Below are 23,724 nucleotides of genomic sequence, written 5' to 3' on the forward strand. Positions count from 1 at the left end.
ACTTTTAATTCGCTAAGGAACGTGGATTAAATAAAATGGAAAACTTCATCTTGTCTCACGATCCCTGTCCTTTATAAGGAGAGGGATTGAGGGTGAGGTAAGGCCCGGGCATAAACTGTATGTTATTTAATTCTTATTCCTAAGAATTAACCATCACTTGCGCTTCAACTTTTACCCTAGCTTCTGCTTCCAAAAATTCAGCCACTTGAGCCTCAATTTCATCCCGAACAATTTGGCGATACTCCAAGAAATGCTCAATTTGGGCACAAACCGCTAAATAGCTACTCACGCCACCGGGATTATGCTGATACATACTCCACAAGTAACGCCAGAATTGCCACCGCGTCTGACGACGTACACCCTGCCGCCAACAAATAATCAGAAACGCTCGGAGGACTTTCCAATTCAATGGTTTCTTAGCAGCTTTGCCTTTTTTAGGATAGGTTGCTTCACCCAAAAGACGGAAGTGTTTGTATGTACGCTCCAAAAACCTCTCTGGCTCATACAAATCACAGAAAGCCTGCACATATTCACGAGCAATGTCTTCTAACGGTCGAGTTGGGACAAAGTTCATCAACGTGGTTTGGTTGATATTAGCCGATTTATTGCGGAGTCGTCCTTCCTTTTCTAATCGATGCCAGAGGGCTGTATCTGGAAGCGCTTGCAACATACTAAATAAGGCTGTGGGAATTGCTGTTTGCTCAACAAACTTGACAATTCGCGCACCGGCTCCTATTTTTTCGCCATCAAACCCAATGATAAAGCCTGCCATAACTCGCAACCCTGAGCGGGTAATCTTATTCACCGCATCACTGAGTGAGTCTCGCGTATTCTGGTATTTCTGAGTGAAAGTGAGACTTTCTTCGTCGGGGGTTTCAATTCCCAGAAAAACGGCTCCAAAATTACACACTACCATCAAGTCCATCAGTTCTTGATCTTGGGCTAAATCAACAGAGGCTTCTGTAGCAAAAGAAAAGGGATAATTATGTTCTACCATCCAGGGCAGAAGAGACTTCAAAAATAATTTTACATTCCGCTTATTACCGATGAAGTTGTCATCCACCATAAAAATACTACGTCGCCAACCCAGTTTGTAGAGATAATCTAGTTCTGCTAATATTTGTTCTGGGTTTTTGGTGCGGGGTTTGCGTCCGTATAGCACAATAATGTCGCAGAATTCACACTGAAAGGGACATCCACGGGAAAATTGCACCGACATCTCCGCATAAGCTTCAAACTCTAGCAAGTCAAAGCGAGGGGTGGGAGTATTGGTAACATCTGGTTTTTCACCGCCAGAGCGAAATATCCCTGTGCGATCGCCCCGTGCGATCGCTGCTACAAATAAAGGTAGGGTAATTTCCCCTTCGTCCAATATCAAGTAATCTGCCCCGGCGGATGTCATTTCATCTGGTAACGCTGTCGGGAAAGGCCCACCCACAGCTACTCGTTTACCTCTGCGTTTTGCTTCTAATATCTGACAGAGCAAATCTTCTTTTTGCACAATCATCGCCGACATAATCACCAAATCTGCCCAAGCCCACTCTGCCTCCGTACAGACGCGAACATTTCGATCTACTAGCTTATAGTCCCATTCTTGAGGTAATATCGCGGCTACAGTTACCAAACCTAAAGGCGGTAACATTGCTTTACGGTCTAATAAAGCCAGTGTTTTTTCAAAAGACCAAAAACTTTTTGGAAAACGTGGGTATAGAAGTAAAACGTTCATATTTGATGCTTATAAACCTTGATATTAACTGCTATTTGAGTGTACATACATCTTGTAGCACACTTAAGTAAGCCTTTGTATGCAGTATCTGTAAACTTCTACTATGACTGCTTTGCCTACGCAATTTCTGATATCCCCAAGCATACATGGGTCAAGAATTTAGCCAAAAAGACTAGAACTTTTAAGAAGTAAAAAGTAAAAAGATAATCCCCATAAATAAATTCAGGGGAAATGATTAAGGACTTATTATTTCTTGCGCTATGCGTCTCGAAATAAATGTTTTTATTTCGTTCCATAAATAAATTTAGCGAAAAGAACTGTCAAGCGGGTCTCCCGCCGTAGGAAACTTTTCAAGACAGGGGCTTCAAACCACTGCTCTTTTTCTTTATGAGTGCCTTTTTACTTTTTACTTTTGCCTTGTTCGGTGACACGGATCTAACATCTGTTCTGTTTATGGTTTGGCAAATTGGCAGCTTTGAGAAAATTAACTGTGTTATTTTTAATCTTATTACAAGGTGTATTTGCACTTTCAAGCTATTTAGACGGGTTTTAACCCGTCTTACTTATCCCTAAAGTCTTTGCCCAATCAATAGGAAGTTTTAATTTATAACTCCTGAAAGGGGATGCAATATTGTTAAATGAAGGCTATGTCTAGTTTCAGTTTTTAGATAGCGTTCTTGCAAAGGTTGCCATTGCTGCCAAGACTGGTAACGATTTTCTGTTAACAAAGTAGCAAGAGTAGGCAATTCAGTCTTAATTTCTGATTTGAATACATTTGTCAGCCAATCAGTTAATACTGCACTATCTTGCATCGTACCCAAAATTTCTTGGATATTTTTTACTTCTGTCATATAAGCCGCGTAAGACTCGCCATATAAGTCAGTAAATAATTCCATCTGGTAGCGTATACGTTTAGCTTCTTTTCGCAAACTATGAAGAATTGCTCCTTCTTTTGTCAATTGCTGTTCGATTTTTTCTGGTTCCCAATTGTTCTGAATTTTTATCTCTGATTCCACAAGTTGAGTGCCAATTAGCCAACCTGGATGTAGTAAAAAATTACTTACTTCTGGTAACAGTAAATCTGGTAGTACTCGCTGAATAGGAATGGATGCCAAAGGCTGATAACTTGGTTTATCTAACCACTTCTCTAATGCATCTTTCAGAGACTTGTAAAATTCATCTTTAAACGTTTTCTGTACACTCGATAGTACATCTTCACGTTGTTTAGCTAAAGCTGCGAAAGCTATTCGGAGAGATTCCTGTTCTTTGCGGGGTAAGTTTGGTTGATAATTGTTTTCTAAGCTTTCTTTAAGTACATCTAAATCTCGCAGATTACCAAGACGACGGGCTATTTTACCAATATTTTTATCGCTGATTGGTTTTGGCATATCTAATGCTAGCTCAAAACTAGTTACAGCCGTCCGTAAGCGACGCATTCCTACTCGCATTTGATGCAGTGCTTCTGGATCTTCATCTTTCTTTACTAGTTTTTCCCACTTCCAGGTTTTCTTAACGTGTTTTTGAATCGCTTGGTAGGCGTAGTCCCCTAGAGTTTTTACCGTGGGTTGTGTAGCTAATTTCATAATCAATCTTAATGACATACCTCATTAGGTTATTGCATAATAACATTAGTTAAAAGTTTGCATCTCATCTAATTGTTATATTTTTAGCTCATGTAAGTTGTAAATTTTTATTATAAATATTGATATATTCTGCACTTATCAAAGGTTAAATAAGTATACTTAAACTGCGAATTTAAAAATATTTTTTCTAGTCACTTAGAATAGCATGATTAATCTTTTTACCTAAATTTGTGGGTTTAAAGTCCCCTGCCTAATTATGGCAGCAGGTAATGCGCGTGGGGTTTAAATCCCCGTCACAAAACATAATTACGAATTACGCAGAGCCTGCGGCATAGCTCCGCTTGGAGCGCAGCGTTAGCGCATCCGCAGGAGCGTCATTACGAATTACGAATTATTTTAATTGATGGTATCAAATTTGGATAGTTAAATGTTCGTGGAAATTGCTTGTACAGGGCAAGTGGGGATACACTGTTCGCAGACAATACAATGCGATCGCGTGAATGTCAGTTTGTAAGTCTCTGGATGGAGAGTCAGGGCTTCGGTAGGACAAACCCCAGTACACAAACCACAATGGACACACACATCTTCATCGATCGCAATTTCGCCTAAAGTGTAAGAAACATTAACATGGCGCGATCGCATCCATTCTATGGCGGCATCTAGTTGATCGATATCTCCCGCTAGTTCTACTACCAGCTTGCCAATTTGATTTGGAGCAACTTGGGCGCGGATAATATTTGCCGCGACGTTGAACTCTTTGGCCAGTACGTAAGTGACTGGCATTTGCACAGCGCGTTTCGGGAAGGTGAGAGTTACTCGTTTTTTCACAGGTTTCGCAGAGGGTTTTTTCTGTTGTAGCGTATTGAAAGTTTTATGACCGAAGAAGAATTCAGGAGTCATGAGCCAGAATGGGCTAAACCTTAGCGATCCGCTAACAGGATTGAATTCTGATTTGCTAAGGGGTACGCAGCAATTCGCGCTGGAGTGATTTACCCATCTTATTCCTTTCCGTCCATAGCGATGCTGAGATAGTAAATCAGGGTTTAGCGTTGGGCTGGAGTCTGGAAAAATAAGCTAAATGCTCAGGTATTGATTTTTTACAACACATTTTTCAGAAATTGCCCATAACGTAAGTATGACTTTAGTCATGCCTAAATTAGGACTTTCTTACCATCTGTGTTTCTATTTAGTGTTTTAAACTCAAAGTTATACATCAATCTTAATTAAGTCGTGAGACAAAAAAGACTTCCTCTAATTTTAGGGTCACTTTCCTTAATGGAAAAAACCCTTATAACAAAGGTATTTTCAAATATTATCTGTGTAGGCAAGAGGAAGAACCTAAATTATTTAGGAATGTTGTATGTAGTCAAGTAAACCAAAAGTAATCCATAGGACATTAAATCATGAAGCGTATCTTGGTTGGCACTTTACTTGCTTTACCACTTATAATTGGTTCCTTGCCATTACAGGCATCAGCAGCAGAGATCATTGTCAGACCTGGTGTTCAAAGACATAATGTGTTTGCCCGTCAAATTGTCCACAAAAAGTTAATTCCCGGACATTGGGAAAGAACAAGACACGGCCGCCGTTGGGTTCCTGCTCACTACGTAAGAGTTTAACTTTATATAGCAGTCCTAAATCATTCGTCAAAAGTTAGATCCCCGACAACTTTTACCAAGTGGGGGATCTAGACACCGCAAATTTTCACAAATCACATAGGATTGCTATAGCTTATTCAGCATAATTAAAACTAACACTCTTGCAAGAGTGTTAGTTTTAATTGTATACTCCTTTAATATATTAATTAAAAGATAAAGTATCTTAATTTAATTCTTAATTAAACATGAGTATATACCAAAGTACTAAATTTTTTAAGAAAATTATTACCTGCTTACTGACAATTAGTTTAGTTACAGCTTGCAATGCAATCCGAGCCGATGAAAAAAATCTGTCTCAACAAAAAATATTGCGTGGTGATAATTATGGACAGATAAAAAACCAAAAACGATTACGCACTTACTATCTTTACACTCCAAAATCTTATCATCCAAACCAACCAATGCCATTAGTATTAGTATTTCATGGAGATGCTGGTACTGGTCGTTCAATTAGTGATGTTACCCGCTTTAATAATTTAGCAGATAAAAAAGGATTTATTGTTGTTTATCCAGATGGAATTGATAAAAAATGGAGCCTTAGAGGTAATTCTCAAGGAAAGGTAGATGATGTTTTATTTGTCAGTGCTTTAATCGATCATCTTAAGCAACAAATAAATATTGATAGTCATAAAATCTATGCCACCGGTTTCTCTAGGGGCGGAATCCTTACCCAAGCTTTAGCATGTAAGTTATCTGATAAAATTGCCGCTTTTGCATCAGTAGCTGGCTCTCTTCCAGTTCGGCTCAAACCTAATTGCCAACCTCCGACTCCGATCTCAATGATGATCGTTAACGGTACAAACGATCGCGATGTCCGTTATGAAGGTGATGACCACAGTCAACGAGGAGCGCTTGTTTCTATTTCAGATATGGTAAGCTTTTGGCGATCGCACGATCGATGTATTTCATCTAGCGCATCTTTACTGCTTCCTGGTATGAACTCCAGCCAAAGCTCCAAAGTTAAAGCCACTCACTACTCAAATTGTAGTGGCAACTCAGAAGTCTTACAGCTAGCTGTAGTAAACGGGGGACATTTTTGGCCTGGTGGTGCTTCAACCGATCCTAACCTCAATAAGTTCAATGCAAAACTTGGCTTAAACGCCAGTCAAACCATTTGGGGATTTTTTCAGCGCCACAGTTTATCTTAAGCAACGCGGATTAAATAAAATGCAAAACTTCATCCTATCTCTAGCTTCCCTTTCCTTTATAAGGAGAGGGATTGAGGGTGAGGTAAGCGAGAGACATAAACTGTATGTTATTTAATCTATCAAGATTATCTTTCTACTTTTAACCATTCTAAAACACCATCAACATCAGTAACGTGTTCTCCTGGCGGTATAGCTGGACGATTGATCATGACAATCTTCACACCCAGTTCTCGCGCTGCAATAATTTTGGGTTTTGTAGCATCGCCACCGCTATTTTTGCTTACGATGGTATCAATATTATGATGAATCAGGATTTGCCTTTCATTATTGAGGGTAAAGGGCCCGCGATCGCACAAAATATTTCCTGCTGGTACTAAAGCATCATCAGTAGGAGGATCAATCATCCGCATCAGAAACCAAATTTTTTCTAGGTGAGCAAAAGCGGCGAGTTCTTGCCTCCCAACTGTCAAAAATACTCGCTGTGCCTGATTTCCTACAGACACGGCGGCGGTTGCAACGCTATCAACTTCAATCCAGCGATCGCCACTTTCTTTTTCCCAAGGCGGACGAATTAACATTAAACGGGGTACTCCAACTTCAGTTGCAGCATCTGCCGCATTAAAGGAAATCTGACTCGCAAAAGGATGGGTTGCATCAATCAATAAATCGATTTGCATTTGACGCAGATAGCTAGCCAATCCAGCCACACCACCAAAGCCTCCAACCCGAAAATCGCCCAACGGAATTGAAGGTTCACGGGTGCGACCAGCTAGAGACGTGATTGCTTCTAACCCTTGAATAGTCGCCACCTTAGCAGCTAATTCTGCGGCATCTCCTGTCCCACCTAGAATCAAAACGCGCATCATTGAGATAAAGGTGGAATCTTTGCCAAAATGCCTTTTTTCAGAGCTTCTGGGCGCTCTGACCAAGGCAGTAAACCATCTGCTTTGATATAGTATTGACTAGCACATTCTAGTACCGCAGATGCACTACCATCAACAGCTAAATCACCAAATAAATATGTTAATTTACCTTTGGCGGTAAAGGCAACTACACAAGAACGATTGCAAGCACTCATGCATTCAACTTCTTGAATTGGAAATTCATCTCGTAAGTCCCAATCGTGTGCAAGCTGCTGAAGTTGGTTTAGAAGTTTTTGACCACCACTTTCACCTAAGCGTTTTCCCTCTTGCCAAACGCTAGCACAAGTTTTGCAAACAAATAAAGTATGGTCAGCAACACCCAAGGGACTCGCTGGGGAAATATTTACAGTCGTAGTCATCTGTACCTCGCAGATATGGAACTGGTAAATCTATTTCGGCGGGCATCCTGACTTACTCAATTTGAGATTTTAAATTACATCTCAAATTGGTTTACAGTTGCTCCCAAACGCCGGATTTGCACCGAACTTTAAGAGTTACCTCTGGTAGCTGCTCCCCACCAGAACCGAATAACCTTATCGATCATACACTAGGGTCATCTAATAAAAAGGTGGAGGTGGAAACGCACCCGCCATAATCATAAAGGAAAACAAGATCCAGAAAAACGACGGATCTTGCAGGCAGACCTACATACGAGATGTTGAATAGTAAAGTTCGCCAGCTTTAGGTCTTTTTCTTGCCTGATCAAAGAACTATATGCTAATATTCATATTCGTGTGGTTAAGGAGGTATAGCTCAGTTGGTTAGAGCGCTACGTTGACATCGTAGAGGTCACTGGTTCGAATCCAGTTACGTCCATTTGTTGTACAGTGACTAATTATTTGTCGTCGGTGACAGATTTATGTCGTTCTGACCAATTAACTGTCGTCGGGACAAATTGATTTCTGCAAGCCGCACACTCGTGACTTCAAGTCATGAGTTAGGCACTCCATATTCTGATACACTATATAATACACAGCGAAAACCAAGCTAAATCTGAACCATGACAACTAAAGATATGGGGTTCTACTAGGAAACAGATACTTTTGTATCGCTCCTCTGGTAGGTAAAATCTTTAAGGTACTGAGGTTAAACATACTTTCTAGTACTTGTTTAAGAGTCGCCGTCGGTGCTAGGGAGACTTTAAAAACGCCTGTGGAGAACTTGTAAGACCTGGAGCAATTCAGGCGGAGATCGTTGAAACAGGAATCGCGTGACTTTTAGTCATGCGAGGTTCAAGTTGTTTAAGTACCAGTGACAGATTAATGTCATTTATTTACAGAGACTATAGCGATAATGTCAACATAGCGCTTTCTTTCAACCCTTCCTAATAAAAATTATGATAACCCACCTAGTACCTGGCGGGTTATTACAACATTTTTGCGTGCGTAATAGTTTCAGATTTGGCTTTCAACCCACCCAGTACCTGGCAGGGCCGTTTCATTCCCTAAAAGGCTCTGATTTACAAGCGTTTCAAGCAAAAAAGTCAGGTGATTAAAAAATCTGATTGGGCAAAAAAATCGCGTAGGCGTAGCCCGTCGTAGACATCGCACTGAAATTTAGTCGTTGACGTGGTAGCTTTTCGATGACCAAATCAAGCAAGTTTCTGACTCATACTCTTGACAAAATATCTAAGAGATCGAATGAAACAGCCCTGCTTGCGGGTGGGGTATCAACCAACTCCATAAAAAAAAGATTCCGCCACGCCACTGCGGTCTTGGCTTGTAGCCAAGACCGCAGTGGCTCCACAAGGGGCGGGGCAAAAACCCAAGTGCAAAAGTACTGAGTACTTCTTAATTTACTCAGCACGGGCTAAACGCCCCGCTACCGCTAACAGGACTCAGCACTCAGCACTCAAGACTCAGCACTCAGTACTGAGTCGGTAAACTTACAAAAGTACTGGTTCTGCTTCCAACTTCTCGCTTCTGTTCTTCAATATGGTTGGTAATTCGCTGTTGAACGCTTCACCTTCAACCACTTGCGATCGGAAACCATCGGGCCCAACTGGAACGTCACCAGTGATGGTGGTGCGATAGAGGACGCGCTCGACTTCCAGATGATCCAGATCCTGCGGGGCTAAATGGGAGGTAGCACGATTGTCCCAGAAGGCAATATCACCGTTATTCCATCGGAAGCGGGTGGTGTAGGCAGGCTTGGCGATCTGGTTGAAGAACAACTCAAGCAGCAGGTCGCTTTCTTGTCGTGACACGTCAAGAATGTGCGAGGTGAAGCCAGGATTCACGTACAATGCTCGTTCGCCTGTCTCAGGATGAACACGTACTACGGGGTGAATTGAAACCAGGGGATTGGCTGCAATACGTTGGGCAATCTTGCTATTGATGGGCAGATTCAAACGCGCATTGAAGCGATGTTCGGCTTTCAATCCGTCTGCTAGCGCCCGCAAGGGTGCTGATAGACCCTCGTAGGCTGCAACTAGATTAGTCCACTGTGTGTCACCCCCGAAGCTGGGAACGTTAACCGCACGCAAAATCGATGCCGCAGGTGGGTTGACAACTGCTGTCACATCGGTATGCCAGCGACTCTCGTAGCTAGAACGCTGTAGACCATTACGCCGTTCGTAGCGGCTGCGGTCAATTGGGAGAATTTCTGAGAAGCCATCTATCGGCTCATCTTCGTGGGGATGTGCGTAAGTCACTTCGCCGAAACGAGATGTGAATGCAATTTGTGCAGCATGATCGATGTTCTGACCACGAAAGAACACGACTTTCCACTTCAATAGTGCTTGACGAATTTCTTTGACTGCATCATCGTGCAAAGGACGTGAGAGGTCTACACCACTGATTTCAGCACCAATGAAACCAGCTACCTGTTTGACTTGAATGTGTTTGTTGCTCATGTGAATTCTCCATAGTTTGATTTGTTTCCTTTGGTATGTTGTTTGCACTTTATGGTTACATCCCAAAGGAAGCGATGCCTACGGCTGGCTACGCCTACGCATTTGAAAACATCATACTATAAATCGATAGATTTGCAGTAGTATAAAAGTATCAATTTTTAGACTGCTAAACCTTCCCCACTCTGGGGGCTTGGTACAGATAACTTTGGGCAACTGACTGCCTATCCTTTTTTTGACTTACGCAAAACTACAGGCAGTAGGGGCAATTCATGAATTGCCCCTACCTGAGAATAAGCGGTTGGACTATTTTTTGCGTAAGTACTGAACTTAACGAACGTAAAATCTCGTAGCTATTTAAAAACCTAAGACTCAGAATTATTAATGGTGCGGCTATTACAAACATTCATCGCCTTTTCTACACCCTGTTTGAGGCTTAGTTCAATACACTCAACCACGAACTGAAGTACAAAAGACATCTGCTGATTTTCGGCAGAGGAGAATCGCCCCAGCACGTGGGAGACAGTATCAGAATCATCGTTATTAGCTGCACCTTTGGGTTTACCAATGCCGATTCGTAAACGGGGAAAGTTTTGGGTACTAAGATGTGCGATCGCGCTTTTCATGCCGTTATGTCCCCCAGCCGAACCAGATAAACGCAGTCGAGTTTTTCCCAAGGGCAAATCCATATCGTCATAAATTATCAGCACTGACTCAGGCGGTAATTTATACCAACTTGTCACCGCTTGGATTGCTTGTCCTGAGCGATTCATATAAGTTAACGGCTTTAGTAAGCGAATTTTACCTCCACCTGGGGCTATACCCTCGCCATACTCACCTTGAAACTTGCGGTTTTCTGCCAAGGAAATGCGCCAAGAACGGCAAAGAGTTTCCACAGCAGCAAAGCCGATATTATGGCGAGTTTGATCGTACTTGCTTTCTGGATTTCCCAACCCGACAATTAGCTGGGGAATCACCAAAGCTGGTTGCGTAGAAGCTTCTGTCATTTTGCCTAAAGTCAATTGATATCCAGCAGTCTCCTAACTAGGTTGGGAAGAACTAGCGGTATCCTGCTCAGATTTAGCAGGGTATATTTGCTTAGGTTCCAATTCAGCAGTAGTCTTGACAGCTTCTTCTAACTGTTCTGCTTCTTTTTGAAACTCGGTTTGAAACTCTTTAGAAGCTTCTTGAAAACTACGAATTGTTTTGCCCACACTCCGACCAATTTCTGGTAGCTTCTTTGGGCCAAAGATTAACAGCGCTACTACCATAATTACACCCATTTCTGGCAGACCGATACCAAATATATTCATTTTTGTCTCCTGTAAACTATAGAACCACTACAGAAACCCATATATTATAAGAATACTCAATGGTTAGTGTGGACTGATCATTAACAAAAAAACCCGGAAAAACCGGGTGTAACTTAACTTGTTATCCAAACTTGATAGCGGTGTATGTATTAGCGTCCTAAACTCCGCCAATCAACATTTACATCCTGAATTAACAGTGATCTATTGTAAAGTTGCAGAATAATTAGCAGAAATACAAAAAATAGCCCCATAAAAACAGCCATCACAGGGGTAGTACCCCAACCTGGAGCCACTTTTCCATACTCAGAGTTAAGTGGTTTTAGGATATCTCCCAACCTAGTCCTTTGTGCCATAGTTCACCTAATATTACTTGCCAAAGCTTTTTTTAATCTTCTGTAATATTCTATAAGAATAGCACTCATCATCTATCTCTCAATTATGGAACCCGCAATAGTTCTTAGCATTTCTATGGCTGCCGTGGTGGTTGCCATCACTGTAATGTCGATTTATACCTCTTTTGGCCCTCCTAGCAAGCAATTGAACGATCCGTATGATGACCACGAAGATTAAAAATTGGTCATTGGTCATTGGTCATTGGTCATTGATCATTGGTCATTGATCATTGGTCACTGGTCACTGATACAGCAATAGTGGCTTACTCCAGTGTGGGATTAATCGCTGGGATTACCTTGAAACTAGCGATTTTCCAAGGCTGGATTGTTAAGTTTTGTTGCTGAGATGAGAATTCGGTAGTAGAGAAACGCTCTAACAAATCTACTGTATCTCCTAGATGCCATCCTAAATCAGTTTGCAAAGATAACTCAGCTGTTTCTCCGTGGCATTCATAAAACCGTAGAATTAACTGCTGTGAATCATCTTCGGATGGCTTCAAGGCCATCAAGATTAAATTTTCAGATGATAAATCTAGGAAACTCACCCCCAACCCATCTTCACCAGCAGAGAGGGGAGGACTTTCAGGTGGGTTTTCATTAATAGGATTCAATATGATTTGTAACGGTATATTCAATTCATAGCCACACCGTACCGTATGGGCTGATTCCCAGCCACCAAGATGAGGATACAAAGTATATGTAAACTCATGAAAACCTTTATCAGCTTCCGAGTCTGGCCAATTAGGACTGCGTAGGAGTGTCAAGCGGAGTTGATTTGGTTTGCTGTCATAACCGTATTTACAATCATTCAATAAACTAACTCCGTAAGTACCCTCCTGTGTTTCTGTTGTCAAATCAGCCCAACGCAAAGCAGGGACTTCCCATTTTGCTTGTTCTGCGGGGGTTTCTGATTTTGTTGAACGGCGAATCGCACCACAGGGAATTTCATAAGTAGCAAAGTCTGCTTCAATATTGAGAGGAAAAGCAGCTTTCACCAATACCTGATTTTCTTGCCAATTGACAGTAGTAGCTATCTTTAGCAGAGGTGAACCAGCTTGCAGAATATAGTCTTGACAAAATTCCGATTCACCCAACTGACGCACCACGCGCACACGACTTTGTACTGAACCTTGTTCTAACCATTGAATAGATTGAAGATTTGTTGAGGGTAAGGGATGTTGGGCATAGTTGGGGTCTATATTCCAAGCATCCCAATATTGACCGCTATCTTTAAAAGCTTGTAGTTGATTACCTGCACCACTTAAAACTTCTCGTTGATAAATTTTATCAAAAACACTTGATAAATCTCCCGTATCAGGATCGATGACAACTCGTAAGAATTCATTTTCTAAAATCCAGTCTGGGAGGAGTGGGGGGGATGAGGGGGATGAGGGGGATGAGGGGGATGAGGGGGAAAGCCAAAATATGCGGTAGCCTACGGGTGGAATTTCGGCGGCGAGGAATAGTAGGTTTGATGGTTCAGATAATTGGGAGAAAAGCTGGTTTCCTGAAGTATCGTAAATCTGCCATTTTTCCGGTGTGGGTAAGGATATAGAGACTACCTCAGAACGCTGCCAATTGAGTGAATTGAAAACGAAAATAGGTAAACTATTAGGTTTTGGTGGTTCTGATAGGGTAATGTGAGATGCGATCGCTAAAAGTGATTCTTGTAATATCTTCGTTCCGACTTGTTCCACTTGCTGCCACTGGGGTAATGCATCTGTGTAAACCTGAGTAATTGAAGAACCAGGTAAAATATCGTGAAACTGTTGAAATAACACTTGCTTCCAAGCTGCTTCGATTTCTGCTTTGGGATATGTCAAGCCACAGCTTACGGTTGCAAGGGTAGCAAATAATTCAGCTTCATATAATAAGTTTTCACAACGACGATTCCAACGTTTTTGATCTGCGTGGGTAGTGTAGCAACCGCGATGGAATTCTAAGTATAGTTCGTCATCCCAGGTGGGGAATGAGGGGGATGAGGGGGATGAGGGGGAATCATAACTTCTAACTTCTGACTCCTGACTCCTGACTCCTTTACTGATTTGCTGTAAATACTTTTCAGCTGTTGTGAATTCTAAATTTGGGAAGAAAGGCGACTTTTGCCAGCGTTGGGCAATTTCTAACATATCACGAGTGGGGCCTCCGCCGTGGTCGCCGACACCAGGAAGCCAAAGTGATTGTGATAAACCAGTTTGGGATTGCCATTCAAGAGCATAAGATGCCATTTTAACTGGGTCAATGCTTTCACCGATAGGTGCAGACATCAAACTAAAGACTTCGCTACCGTCAGGCGATCGCCACCAAAAAGCCCCATAATCAAATTTAGTAGTATCATTCCACCGCAACTTCTGGGTGACAAAATACTCAATTCCGGCATTAGCGAAAAACTGCGGTAAAGTTGCACAGAAACCAAAAGAATCTGGAACCCATACTATAGTTGAAAGCTTACCAAACTTTTGCTGGATGTAGCGTTGACCATACAATAGTTGACGGACTATTGATTCACCAGAAATCAAGTTGAGTTCTGGTTCCACCCACATCCCGCCGACAACTTCCCACCTTCCAGCAGCTACCTGTGCTTGAATCGCCTGAAATAAATCAGGGCGATGTTCTTCAACCCAAGCAAAAAGTGCGGGAGTCGAATGGCAGAAAATTAACTCAGGAAAATCTTCTTGCAACTTCAGAACCGACTCAAACGTGTTTTGTGCCGCATTCCAAGTTTCACTCACAGGCCATAACCATGCTAAATCTAAGTGAGCATGACCCAATAAGTAAATTTTAGATTTTTGATCCCCCAAACCCTTAAAAAGAGGGGCTAAAATGTCGGATTGAGTTAAATTTTTGCGTAACGACAAAAACGATCTTACTAACTCTTCCTCCGTGTCCTCTGCGTCTTGGCGGTTCGTAACCTCCCCCACCATCGTCGCCAAAACATCCAACTTTTCCGGCGCAAACCTTTCTAAATAAAGTTGCACCACAGCTAATTCATCAGCCACAAAACCCGGATCGGGATTATTATCAATAGTAGACTCATAAACTAGGAGCGATCGCACTAAAGCACCATCACAATGTACCGGACTCTCTAACCGCAAAGCCACAATAAACTCTTCCCCTGGCTTTACCCCCTGACTGAGAAGCACTCTAGGCGAACAATCAAATAAATCACCCTCCAGCACTAACTCCCCATTCACATAAATCTCAGCAGAATCTGCCCACCAAACCAGCGCCAACCGCAAAGATAACCCAGCTAAAGGATAACCCTGTAAATCTTGGGGTACTACCAATCTTTGCACTAGCCATAGCACTTTTTTCCCTCCTGTCCAAGCGATATTTTCTTTAGCATTCAACTGAACAGGTTGCCAATGAGACAAATCATCAGCCATAACATCAGTAATAATCAGGTCAGATTTCTGGTATAGCCAACTAGACTGAACATTAACTTGACAAAAAGAGCGCAGTTGCTCAATTGCTTGTGAGATGATTTTGGTATGAGATTGAGAGACAGTCGGGGTCATATATTCGCTAAGATTAGGTGTTGGTTGTTTTTATTGTTTGGCGCGAGTCTCACAACTTAACAAGACTTGAACTAAAAAATTACTACTATGTCTTCTGGTTCCTCTGGTCGTTATCAAAGCAGACTATTTAACTTTGTCCACCAGCAATCTCGGCGGGTGACACAACAGTGGGAACACACCTTCCGGCATTTGCAAGTTGCCACTAAGTGGGGTGTGGAGGCACTACTTTACCCAGTGTATCTACTGTTTCAGTCATCTGAATCATCTAGCAAAACGCTACAGACCAAAGAACCACAAACTAGACTAAAGTTACAACCAAATGATACCGATTTCCAGCCCGAAACTCCAAATGCTGACAGTCCTATTCAAAAAGTACTAGAAGCAGCTAATTATCTGTTATCAGATGAAACCGTCTCTACTCCTGAAAAAATATCTGAACCTTTCAATGCTTTGGCTTTATTGGGACTTTTACGGCTGAAATTTGTTAATAATAATTCGACAAATAACGTAAGTCTGACTCAATCCTCAACGATTACAGAAAATAAAGCGGAAATTCTCAACCCTTCACACTTAGAAAGTTTCCTTGTTCCGCACTTTCCAGTAGTACGAGGTATTGCTACAAATTTGAGCAATCGTAATTTAGTGCTTGTTACTATCGACAATGAAATTCTAGATGTTTTGACACCCCAGCAGCAAGCAAAATTAGAAAATAGAATTATTAACGAAGTTGCTAATTACTGGCAATCGTGGCAGTCGATTATAGCTAAAAAAGAAACGGAGCTATTACCACAGATTGACCGTTTATTAGCAAAACTTACTGACGGTAATACAACGAAAATTCCAGTTTTATCTGAGGGGATATCAAAAGATTTACTTAATACAGAGAGATTATTAGCATTTCTAGATATAACCGTTGCTAAATTGGAATCAAATGCTTTAGTACCTGTGCGAGAACGTAGCCAGGAAATTGTTCAAGTCGCCCAAACTCAGTTAAACATATTTCTTTATGGCAAAGAGCAATTAGCTGCTAGGGGAGAAATAGAAACCACTGTTGATGGATTGGAAACTCATACACTAAATATTCAGTCTTTGATTGAAGCGGCACTTAATTACTTTTTTGGCGTTGGTAATAAAAGAACACTTGAGCCAACAGCTAATGATGGGCAATTGCCAGGTAAACTATTATCATCACGCTTTAGAAAAGCTTTGCCAAAAAGCACTGTGATAGATAACCAGGATTTAGGTATTGATCCTTGGCTCACATGGAATGATTTATTTGGGGATACTGAAATCGTTGCTGATAAATCAGTTAGAATTTCTAAAGTTCAAAATCCTGCATCAGTAGGGCATTTTCCACAGAATAATTTAACTGTAAAACAGCCTAAAATTGGATCTGGTTTGATGCAAAGGAAACAAGCAACTAGTAATCTTGCTTCCAGCCAAAAAACATCTAGAAAAATTGCTTCTGCAAAACAAACCCAATCCGGCATTTCTAAGACTAAAAGCAAGAGTGGTAAAGGAGAATTGCAACAGCAGTTTCATCAAAGCAGTCAAGTTGAGGCACAACCAGACTGGATAGAAACTAAAGCAACTTCAACAGGCTATGAAAAACATCCCTTAGAACAAATTCTAGAATGGATTGATTATGGTATGCTCTGGCTAGAAGAAAGATTTGTAAGAATTTTTCAGTCTTTACGACAACTATGGCAGGGAAAATAATACTAATTCGTAATTGTAAGACAGCAGATTTAATCCGGGTTTACAGGTTTATATCTGTAACCTAATTTTGGAAAATTGGTATAAATAAGCTAGAAGATATTTTTTAATAACCTATTATAATATTCACAATTATAGAACTTAGGCAAGAGTTACGGAATAACGAACCGCAGAGGCGTAGAGAAGCCAGTGCGTTGGGCGGGTTCCCCGACTTGTAGCAACTGGCGCGACACGGAGAAATGAGAGATTGAGATATATTTTACGTAAGTCCTAAATTATTCGGAATTCAAGAGCGAGAATAATTAAAGCCTCCTTGCGGGAAGATTACTTTGGTGTGAGCGTTCTGTCCAATATTTTAAAATATTTGGCTACATTCAATGTCAATGAATCAGGATAAAATTTGATGAATCAATACTATTAATCATAATCATGACTGAAAACATTTCAAATAAATGTCCTATTTGTGGTAGTGAAGGAATCCATGTTCGTTCATTGTCTAGAAACAATATTATGAGCGAATTAGAAGATTATTTTGCTGAAAAGCCTCCAGAAACAATTGAAATAATAGACTATGAGATTCAGCAATGTAAAAATTGCTCGCTTGAATATTCTTTCCCTCTCGAAGCTGGTAGCCAGTCATTTTACCAATGGGTTACTACTAGAGTAGGTTATTATCCAGAATCTAGATGGGAATGGTTGCCTGTAATTGAGCAAATAAATCAGCGAGAAAAACAGAATTTGATTTCTATCTTAGATGTGGGCTGTGGTGGAGGGAATTTTCTTGAAATTGCCAAAAAACTTTCAAATACTCGTATAGTCGGCTTGGATACAACTCCAGAATCTGTTGAAAAATGTCAGGCTAGAGGATTTGAAGTTTATTGTGAAACAATTGAGAGTTTTTACAATAAATTTTCTGATGAAAAGTTTAACTATATATTGTCTTTTCATTGCTTAGAACATATTAGTCAACCAAAGCAGTTTATTGCATCAATGTTTTCTGTTCTTAAACCAATGGGTAGTATATTCATCAGCACTCCTTATTCACCTATGTCGGTTGAGTCAGACTGGTTTGATATATTAAATCACCCACCACATCATCTGCTACGCTGGAGTAAGAAATCTTACGAAGAATTAGCAGATCAATTGGGTTGTGAGATAAAATTTTATATGCCACCTGCAAACTCTGTTATGGCAAGAGCAACAAACAATTTTAGTTTATCTAAATTTGGAAAAAATCAAACAGTACCTAAGTTGAAGTTATTTCAAGAAATTATAAAAAACCCTAGTTTATTTTTGAAAATATTCTTTTCTCAATTAAGGCGCGATCGCGTTAATAGAAGTGTTGCCGCAGATATTGTATTAGTGGAATTAAAGCTCTCTTCAAAAATCAAATAGAATTCCTCTTATTTGTTCTGAAAATACGTATAAAATTAACCAGATGATTGACCATAGCGATCGCATCATATCTCGTAAAGAAGGCAGATTTCAAGGTGTTGGAGGACTTGACCTGTATTACCAAAGCTGGCATCCAGAGGGTAAAGTACGGGCAATATTAGCCATTGTGCATGGACTCGGAGGGCACAGCGATCGCTACAGTAATATAATTCAGCATTTGATACCCAAGCAATATGCTATCTATGGCTTAGACTTGCGCGGTCATGGACGCTCACCAGGTCAGCAAGGCTACATCAACGCTTGGAGTGAGTTTAGGGAAGATTTGGGAGCCTTTTTAGAGTTAATTCAGACTCAGAATCCTGGATGCCCAATTTTTCTTTTGGGTCATAGTTTAGGTGGGGTGATTGTCTTAGATTACATTCTACGCTATCCCCAACAAGCATCAGTTTTGCAAGGTGCGATCGCTCTTGCGCCAACCTTGGGGAAAGTTGGGATTTCACCGATTCGGGTACTTTTAGGAAAAATGCTCTCACAGGTGTGGCCGCGTTTTACACTGAATACAGGTATTGACATCAGTGCTGGTTCACGAGATCCGCAGGTTTTAGCTGCGATCGCTCAGGATACACTGCGACATACCCTTGGTACTGCCCGTTTAGCTACAGAATTTTTTGCAACAGTTGATTGGATTAATGCTAAAGCAGGTGATTGGCAATTACCGTTGTTGATTCTCCACGGTGGTGCAGACAGAGTGGCTTTACCTGCGGGAAGTGAAATTTTTTATCAACGGGTAAACTGTAAAGATAAGCTGAGAATTGAGTATCCAGAAGCCTATCACGAAATTCAGCGTGACCTCAACTATCGAGAGGTAATGGCTGATTTAGAGAATTGGTTAGAGCGACATCTACCACCTGAAACAGCGCAGTTAAGAAGGGGAAGTGGTGAGTTAGAGTTTCCTAATTCTTAGGTTTTAGTATCGCATCTACTTCTATCAAACAGGCGATCGCGTATTAAAATACAGAGTCAGTTATCTGAAAAATATGTTGCTGAGGATAGAGAGTTTTTGCTAACCAAGATAGGTTCTCCCTTTATTCCTCCACGGGTAAGAGTACAAATCTTATAAAAGTTTTCGCACTCAAAGATTGCCATAACTAGCTCTTTTCCGGTTTGATAAGAGGATGGTAAGGGTTTACCTACCTCGCATTCCATATCAATTTCGCGATCGCGCCACTGTAACTTCCAAATACGCTTTTCGGCTATTGGTGCTTTGAGTGACTTAGCGATCGCACTATACACCTGCTCTGCTTTGATATCATCCTTGGCTGCTGGCACAAAAAACTTCATAGGCTGAGGTTACAAGTAATGTAGGTTTCATTAGCACCAGCGTAACTCAGTTACCAAGGCAATCTGCTCCCATCCCACGAGAAAAACTGTCCGCTATCGCCTTCTTGAAGCTGTTCAATCACAGCCAATAATTGGGTAACGGTACGTTCCACTGAAAACAATTTTTCCGCAGGGACATTTTTCTGGAAAGGACGGGAAAGGCGGGTATCAGTTGTACCAGGATGTAATGTCACTATTAATGCTTTCGGACAACTTCTTTTATACTCAATGGCCGCAGTTCGCATCAACATATTAAGTGCTGCTTTAGAAGCGCGATAGCCATACCATCCACCAAGTTTGTTATCGCCAATACTGCCCAATTTAGCAGAAATACTAGCAAACACACTGCGTTCTCCATGACGCAATAAAGGCAATAAATGTTTAGCTAGCAAGACAGCACCAATACTATTTATCTGAAAGTAGCGCAGCAAGTTTTCTGAATTAATTTCTCTTAAGCTTTTTTCAGGCTGCAAAGTATCTTCATGCAACAGTCCTACACAGTTGACGACTAAATGCAGTTTGTCAACTTGAGTACGTATTTTTTTAACAGCTTCAACAATCTGCAACTCGTCAGTAATATCCATCTCCAAACAAATTAACTTGTCAGAGTGTTTATCTACTAAAGATAGTAATTCTTCAGCAGCATTTTGTTGGCGATATGTAGCATAAACTTTAGCTATTTTTTCATCTTGAAGTAAGTTTTTTACAAAACCTAAGCCAATACCTTGATTGGCTCCGACAATCAAAGAATTAGCATTTTTCATGCTATCGTTAAAAACCATTTGTTATATATAATTAGTAAAAAACAATTACAAACTAGATATTGCTAATTTGGCTGATAAATCAAGTGCTGCTGAATCGTATTGCCAATAAGGAGAAAATTTCATTAGGTCATCTAACATTAAAAAAGCTGGTTTATCAACTATGTCATCTATAGTTAAAGAATCTATTTTTTTCTCAATAACAGTCATAATGAATTCTCCCTGATAACTGCCAACTGCCCAGATACTCGCATCTCCTCCTCCAGTATTAACTTTGATAAACTCTTCAAAGAAGAAATCAACATCTTTTCTAAAAACTGGCATAATATGTAGCTATTTTTTCTGTAATTAACAAAGGAAAACTTTGGATTTTGTAGAAAGTCACTTACCAATACAAAACTTGCTAAAAATTTTATCCAAAACTGATTCTGTAACTTCCTCTCCAGTAATTTCTCCTAGTGCTTGAATTGCACCGCGTAAGTCAATTGTCCAAAAATCAAGGGGGAGTTGCTGGGCAATTGTTGCTTGTACTTGTTCCAAAGATATTTTAGCTTGAGTTAAAGCTGCTGCTTGCCTTTGGTTAATGGCTAAATCCATATCAGCAGCTTGGACTTTTCCGGTGTTAACTATCTCTAAAATTGCCGTTTCTAAAGCATCAATACCTTGATTTTGGGCGGCTGCTGTGACAATTTTGGATTTGGAATTTGGCATTTTAGATTCAAGATTTTTTCTTTTAATTTCTTCTACTAAATCGATTTTGTTAATCACTAAAATTAATGGACGGTGTTGCACTTGTTCGTAAATTGCTCGATCGCCTTCCGTCCAACCGGCTGAAGCGTCGATGGTAAGCAAAACTAAATCAGCTGCATTGGCAGCACGGCGCGATCGCTCCACACCAATTTTTTCCACTTGGTCTGTTGTTTCCCGAATCCCGGCTGTATCTAGCACTTGTACGGGAATTCCCCCAACAACTAGCTGGGATTCAACCACATCGCGGGTTGTACCGGGTAAGTCGGTGACGATCGCGCGATCGCTCTGGCTCCAAGCGTTCAATAAGCTCGACTTACCCACGTTTGGCCGCCCCACAATTGCCACTTTTAAACCTGTGCGTAACAACTCACCTTTATCTTTGGTTGCCAATAATCTCGTTATTTCGGCGGCAAGTTTCTCGATTTCTGATATTATTGCTTTATCATTCAACGGTGGTAAATCTTCCTCAAAATCAATTCGTGCTTCGATTTCTGCCAAAATATCTAAACAGTTAGCGCGTAACTGCCGGATCGGATGAGCTAATTTTCCCTGTAAACCAGCTAAGGCTGTTTGGGCAGCTTGAGGCGATTTAGCTCCCACTAAGTCAGCAATACCTTCGGCTTGAGTTAAATCCAATCGCCCATTCAAAAAGGCGCGGAGAGTAAATTCTCCGGGTTGAGCTAATCTAGCACCATTTTCTAAACACAGTTGTAATACCTGTTGCACTGCCATAATTCCCCCGTGGCAATGAAATTCCACGACATCTTCACGGGTGTAAGAACGGGGTGCTTTCATGATCAGCAATAGGGCTTCATCTACCAATTGTTGCGTTTGGGGATGACGAATATAACCGTAGAGAATCTGGTGAGTTTCCCAAACTTGTCGCCCTGGTGCGTGAAAAAGAGTTTGCGCTAGAACCATTGCTTGAGAACCAGACACCCGTACAATACCAACACTACCCTGTTGGGGGACAACAGCAGTTGCGATCGCAGCTATAGTTCCAGTAGTAGCAAAGACTTCTGACATGAGCGCCCTTTATTACAGAAAGTTAGGAGTTAGGAGTAAAAACCATAACTCATAACTTTCTAATAGGATAGCAACTGGCAAGGTAAAATTTACCTAAAGGATAATGCCTGATAGTAAAGAGTTAAGGGTGAATATTAGAACTCACAACTTTTTGACACTCCCCTGCCTAACCAAGTTTCGCTTACGCTCACTTGCTTAAAAAGGCAGGGGATTCTTGGTTCAACGAGCCCACTTAACTTAGACTCCTTGCGATATCTAAGGCAGAGGTGGTTCTCTTCCCAAGCGTTAACTTTTGGTCTGCCCGACCATAGTTGCACATAGTGCAAAATTTTTTTGAAGTTTAATGCTGTTCGTCTAGTACCTGTGAATCTTTTACCTACTTCCAGGTGATACTAGAACTACGAAGTAGAACCCCCTAGATTCAGTTGTCAAGGTTCAGGGTCTGCGTGTTAGGCAGCAATAGGGTTTTTTAAGTGGTTGATTACCCTTCCACAAATCCTATTTTACCAAAAGCCGTCCTGGTAAGGACGGGGTTTTCAACCCAAATTTTTGATAACTCATAAGTTTTAGAGAGAGGAATTTACTGTGGAGCAAAAGATTAATTGCGCTGTAGCCTGTGTTAACGGGTGTGTTTTAGAGGATAAATGCCCAAATATCGAGTTTAGAGAGGCGGCTGCAAAATTTATTGAAGAGACTCCCCTAGACAAAATGTTGGAATTGGCACAAGAACGTCTGCGGAAAAAAATGACCGAACCGCCAAAATGGGTTTTTCCTGAAGATCCATAATATTGGTGTTGATAGGCATAAGCAACACAGCGAGAAGCTTAAATAGTATCTGGATCTATATTTAATTCTCGCAGTTTTGCTGCCAAGCGATCACTGCGTTGCTTTTCGTGTTCAGCGCGTTGTTTCTCTTCTTCTGCAACTTCTTGTGGTGTAGAAATTACCTCTCCACCAGGAGTAACAAAGCGCAACTTTTCTTGATAAACACCTAAATATAAACCTAGCTGTTGACTCCACAAACAGCCTTGAGGATTTGGTTGCAACGGTTGATATTCACCATCAAGTAAATGGAACCCTGCAAATTCTAACGTTTCTGGATCAAACCAGAAATAGTCTGGTGTGCGAAAAATATCTTGGTAAATTTGTTTTTTTAGTCCCTTGTCAGTATCGCGTGTGCTATCTGAGAGAATTTCTATAATTAGATTAGGATATTTACCATTTTCTTCCCAGACAACCCAACTTTTACGGGGTTTGCGTTCAGTTCCCAATACTACAAAAAAATCTGGCCCCCGAAAGTTCTCTGATTTACGCTGGCGTGGACTGTAGTAGATGGTGAGATTACCCGATGCATAAAAGTCGTTGCGATTTTGCCACAACCACTCTAAGCATTGAATTAGCAGAGTCATTTGTAGTCGATGTAAGTCAGTTTCCAAAGGCGGTTCGTCACTATATAAATCCCCTGGGGGAAATATACCATCTTCTGGAGTTTCTAAATCTTGGGCGACAGACATGGCAGCAAGTGTCTTAGTGCTATAAGTTTAGCGTAGCAGTGAGAAGCGCAGGGTGCAGCAGTTTGTTAGC

22 protein-coding genes and 1 tRNA gene are annotated in these 23,724 nt (G+C 41.0%); 8 read left to right on the plus strand and 15 right to left on the minus strand.

What is annotated here, in order from left to right:
* Positions 1 to 139 precede the first annotated feature (139 nt).
* The 3 genes from V7K98_RS07415 to V7K98_RS07425 form a co-directional block, all read right to left on the minus strand.
* A complete protein-coding gene (locus V7K98_RS07415) occupies positions 140 to 1,726 on the minus strand; it encodes a B12-binding domain-containing radical SAM protein (RefSeq protein WP_335020295.1) in 1,587 nt (528 codons plus the stop codon).
* Positions 1,727 to 2,325: 599 nt separating this feature from the next.
* Entirely contained in the window at positions 2,326 to 3,309 is a 984-nt protein-coding gene (locus V7K98_RS07420) for a CHAD domain-containing protein (RefSeq protein ID WP_335020297.1), read from the minus strand.
* 423 nt (positions 3,310 to 3,732) lie between these two features.
* Positions 3,733 to 4,137, minus strand: coding sequence for an NIL domain-containing protein (locus V7K98_RS07425; RefSeq protein WP_334855997.1), 405 nt, complete (start codon positions 4,135 to 4,137; stop codon positions 3,733 to 3,735).
* Between the two features lie 575 nt (positions 4,138 to 4,712).
* Between V7K98_RS07425 and V7K98_RS07430 the strand changes: the two genes are divergently transcribed.
* Both V7K98_RS07430 and V7K98_RS07435 read left to right on the plus strand, forming a co-directional pair.
* A complete protein-coding gene (locus V7K98_RS07430) occupies positions 4,713 to 4,928 on the plus strand; it encodes a hypothetical protein (protein WP_335020299.1) in 216 nt (71 codons plus the stop codon).
* Positions 4,929 to 5,152: 224 nt separating this feature from the next.
* Positions 5,153 to 6,115, plus strand: a complete 963-nt coding sequence (locus tag V7K98_RS07435; protein WP_335020301.1) for an extracellular catalytic domain type 1 short-chain-length polyhydroxyalkanoate depolymerase — start codon at positions 5,153 to 5,155, stop codon at positions 6,113 to 6,115.
* A 125-nt stretch (positions 6,116 to 6,240) separates the two neighbouring features.
* Here the strand turns inward: V7K98_RS07435 and V7K98_RS07440 are convergent, their stop codons facing one another.
* Positions 6,241 to 6,978, minus strand: a complete 738-nt coding sequence (locus tag V7K98_RS07440; RefSeq protein ID WP_335020574.1) for a cobalt-precorrin-6A reductase — start codon at positions 6,976 to 6,978, stop codon at positions 6,241 to 6,243.
* Complete coding sequence (locus V7K98_RS07445; protein WP_335020303.1) at positions 6,978 to 7,397, minus strand: DUF1636 domain-containing protein; 420 nt, start codon at positions 7,395 to 7,397, stop codon at positions 6,978 to 6,980. Before V7K98_RS07445 ends, V7K98_RS07440 begins: the two co-directional genes overlap by 1 nt.
* 383 nt (positions 7,398 to 7,780) lie before the next feature.
* On the opposite strand from V7K98_RS07445, the gene V7K98_RS07450 reads away from it, so the two are divergent.
* Positions 7,781 to 7,854 (plus strand) — tRNA-Val (locus V7K98_RS07450).
* A 1,069-nt stretch (positions 7,855 to 8,923) separates the two neighbouring features.
* On the opposite strand, the gene V7K98_RS07455 is transcribed toward V7K98_RS07450, so the two are convergent.
* The 4 genes from V7K98_RS07455 to psbH form a co-directional block, all read right to left on the minus strand.
* Positions 8,924 to 9,892: a TauD/TfdA dioxygenase family protein gene (locus tag V7K98_RS07455; protein ID WP_335020305.1), complete on the minus strand. Its 969-nt coding sequence runs from the start codon at positions 9,890 to 9,892 to the stop codon at positions 8,924 to 8,926.
* Between the two features lie 362 nt (positions 9,893 to 10,254).
* Positions 10,255 to 10,896 carry an aminoacyl-tRNA hydrolase gene (gene pth, locus V7K98_RS07460; RefSeq protein ID WP_335020307.1) on the minus strand — a complete coding sequence of 214 codons (642 nt, stop codon included), beginning with the start codon at positions 10,894 to 10,896 and terminating at the stop codon, positions 10,255 to 10,257.
* A 33-nt stretch (positions 10,897 to 10,929) separates the two neighbouring features.
* Positions 10,930 to 11,202 (minus strand): TatA/E family twin arginine-targeting protein translocase, encoded by a 273-nt coding sequence (locus V7K98_RS07465; RefSeq protein ID WP_335020309.1) that lies wholly within the window; start codon positions 11,200 to 11,202, stop codon positions 10,930 to 10,932.
* Between the two features lie 149 nt (positions 11,203 to 11,351).
* Positions 11,352 to 11,555 carry a photosystem II reaction center phosphoprotein PsbH gene (gene psbH, locus V7K98_RS07470; protein WP_335020311.1) on the minus strand — a complete coding sequence of 68 codons (204 nt, stop codon included), beginning with the start codon at positions 11,553 to 11,555 and terminating at the stop codon, positions 11,352 to 11,354.
* An 85-nt stretch (positions 11,556 to 11,640) separates the two neighbouring features.
* Between psbH and psbN the strand changes: the two genes are divergently transcribed.
* A complete protein-coding gene (gene psbN, locus V7K98_RS07475) occupies positions 11,641 to 11,772 on the plus strand; it encodes a photosystem II reaction center protein PsbN (RefSeq protein WP_335020313.1) in 132 nt (43 codons plus the stop codon).
* A gap of 85 nt (positions 11,773 to 11,857) precedes the next feature.
* On the opposite strand, the gene V7K98_RS07480 is transcribed toward psbN, so the two are convergent.
* Entirely contained in the window at positions 11,858 to 15,112 is a 3,255-nt protein-coding gene (locus tag V7K98_RS07480) for an alpha-mannosidase (RefSeq protein WP_335020315.1), read from the minus strand.
* Positions 15,113 to 15,199: 87 nt separating this feature from the next.
* On the opposite strand from V7K98_RS07480, the gene V7K98_RS07485 reads away from it, so the two are divergent.
* The 3 genes from V7K98_RS07485 (at position 15,200) to V7K98_RS07495 (ending at position 19,187) form a co-directional block, all read left to right on the plus strand.
* Complete coding sequence (locus tag V7K98_RS07485; RefSeq protein WP_335020317.1) at positions 15,200 to 16,831, plus strand: hypothetical protein; 1,632 nt, start codon at positions 15,200 to 15,202, stop codon at positions 16,829 to 16,831.
* A 426-nt stretch (positions 16,832 to 17,257) separates the two neighbouring features.
* Positions 17,258 to 18,223 carry a class I SAM-dependent methyltransferase gene (locus tag V7K98_RS07490; RefSeq protein ID WP_335020319.1) on the plus strand — a complete coding sequence of 322 codons (966 nt, stop codon included), beginning with the start codon at positions 17,258 to 17,260 and terminating at the stop codon, positions 18,221 to 18,223.
* A gap of 43 nt (positions 18,224 to 18,266) precedes the next feature.
* The gene (locus V7K98_RS07495) at positions 18,267 to 19,187 is read left to right on the plus strand and encodes an alpha/beta hydrolase (RefSeq protein WP_335020321.1); all 921 of its coding nucleotides are present in this window, start codon (positions 18,267 to 18,269) and stop codon (positions 19,185 to 19,187) included.
* Positions 19,188 to 19,243: 56 nt separating this feature from the next.
* Here the strand turns inward: V7K98_RS07495 and V7K98_RS07500 are convergent, their stop codons facing one another.
* The 4 genes from V7K98_RS07500 to mnmE are packed head-to-tail and all read right to left on the minus strand — an operon-like array spanning position 19,244 to position 22,140.
* Positions 19,244 to 19,564, minus strand: a complete 321-nt coding sequence (locus V7K98_RS07500; RefSeq protein ID WP_335020323.1) for a hypothetical protein — start codon at positions 19,562 to 19,564, stop codon at positions 19,244 to 19,246.
* A 50-nt stretch (positions 19,565 to 19,614) separates the two neighbouring features.
* On the minus strand, positions 19,615 to 20,385 hold the full coding sequence (locus tag V7K98_RS07505) for an SDR family NAD(P)-dependent oxidoreductase (protein WP_335020325.1): 771 nt from the start codon (positions 20,383 to 20,385) through the stop codon (positions 19,615 to 19,617).
* A 27-nt stretch (positions 20,386 to 20,412) separates the two neighbouring features.
* Positions 20,413 to 20,688, minus strand: coding sequence for a hypothetical protein (locus V7K98_RS07510; protein ID WP_335020327.1), 276 nt, complete (start codon positions 20,686 to 20,688; stop codon positions 20,413 to 20,415).
* Positions 20,689 to 20,745: 57 nt separating this feature from the next.
* Positions 20,746 to 22,140, minus strand: coding sequence for a tRNA uridine-5-carboxymethylaminomethyl(34) synthesis GTPase MnmE (gene mnmE / locus V7K98_RS07515; protein WP_335020328.1), 1,395 nt, complete (start codon positions 22,138 to 22,140; stop codon positions 20,746 to 20,748).
* A gap of 585 nt (positions 22,141 to 22,725) precedes the next feature.
* On the opposite strand from mnmE, the gene V7K98_RS07520 reads away from it, so the two are divergent.
* Positions 22,726 to 22,926 (plus strand): hypothetical protein, encoded by a 201-nt coding sequence (locus V7K98_RS07520; protein WP_335020330.1) that lies wholly within the window; start codon positions 22,726 to 22,728, stop codon positions 22,924 to 22,926.
* Positions 22,927 to 22,964: 38 nt separating this feature from the next.
* Here the strand turns inward: V7K98_RS07520 and V7K98_RS07525 are convergent, their stop codons facing one another.
* Positions 22,965 to 23,654 carry a Uma2 family endonuclease gene (locus V7K98_RS07525; RefSeq protein WP_335020332.1) on the minus strand — a complete coding sequence of 230 codons (690 nt, stop codon included), beginning with the start codon at positions 23,652 to 23,654 and terminating at the stop codon, positions 22,965 to 22,967.
* Positions 23,655 to 23,724: the final 70 nt, after the last annotated feature.

This window comes from Nostoc sp. (assembly GCF_036917435.1).
In the GTDB taxonomy this organism is placed as follows: domain Bacteria; phylum Cyanobacteriota; class Cyanobacteriia; order Cyanobacteriales; family Nostocaceae; genus Nostoc.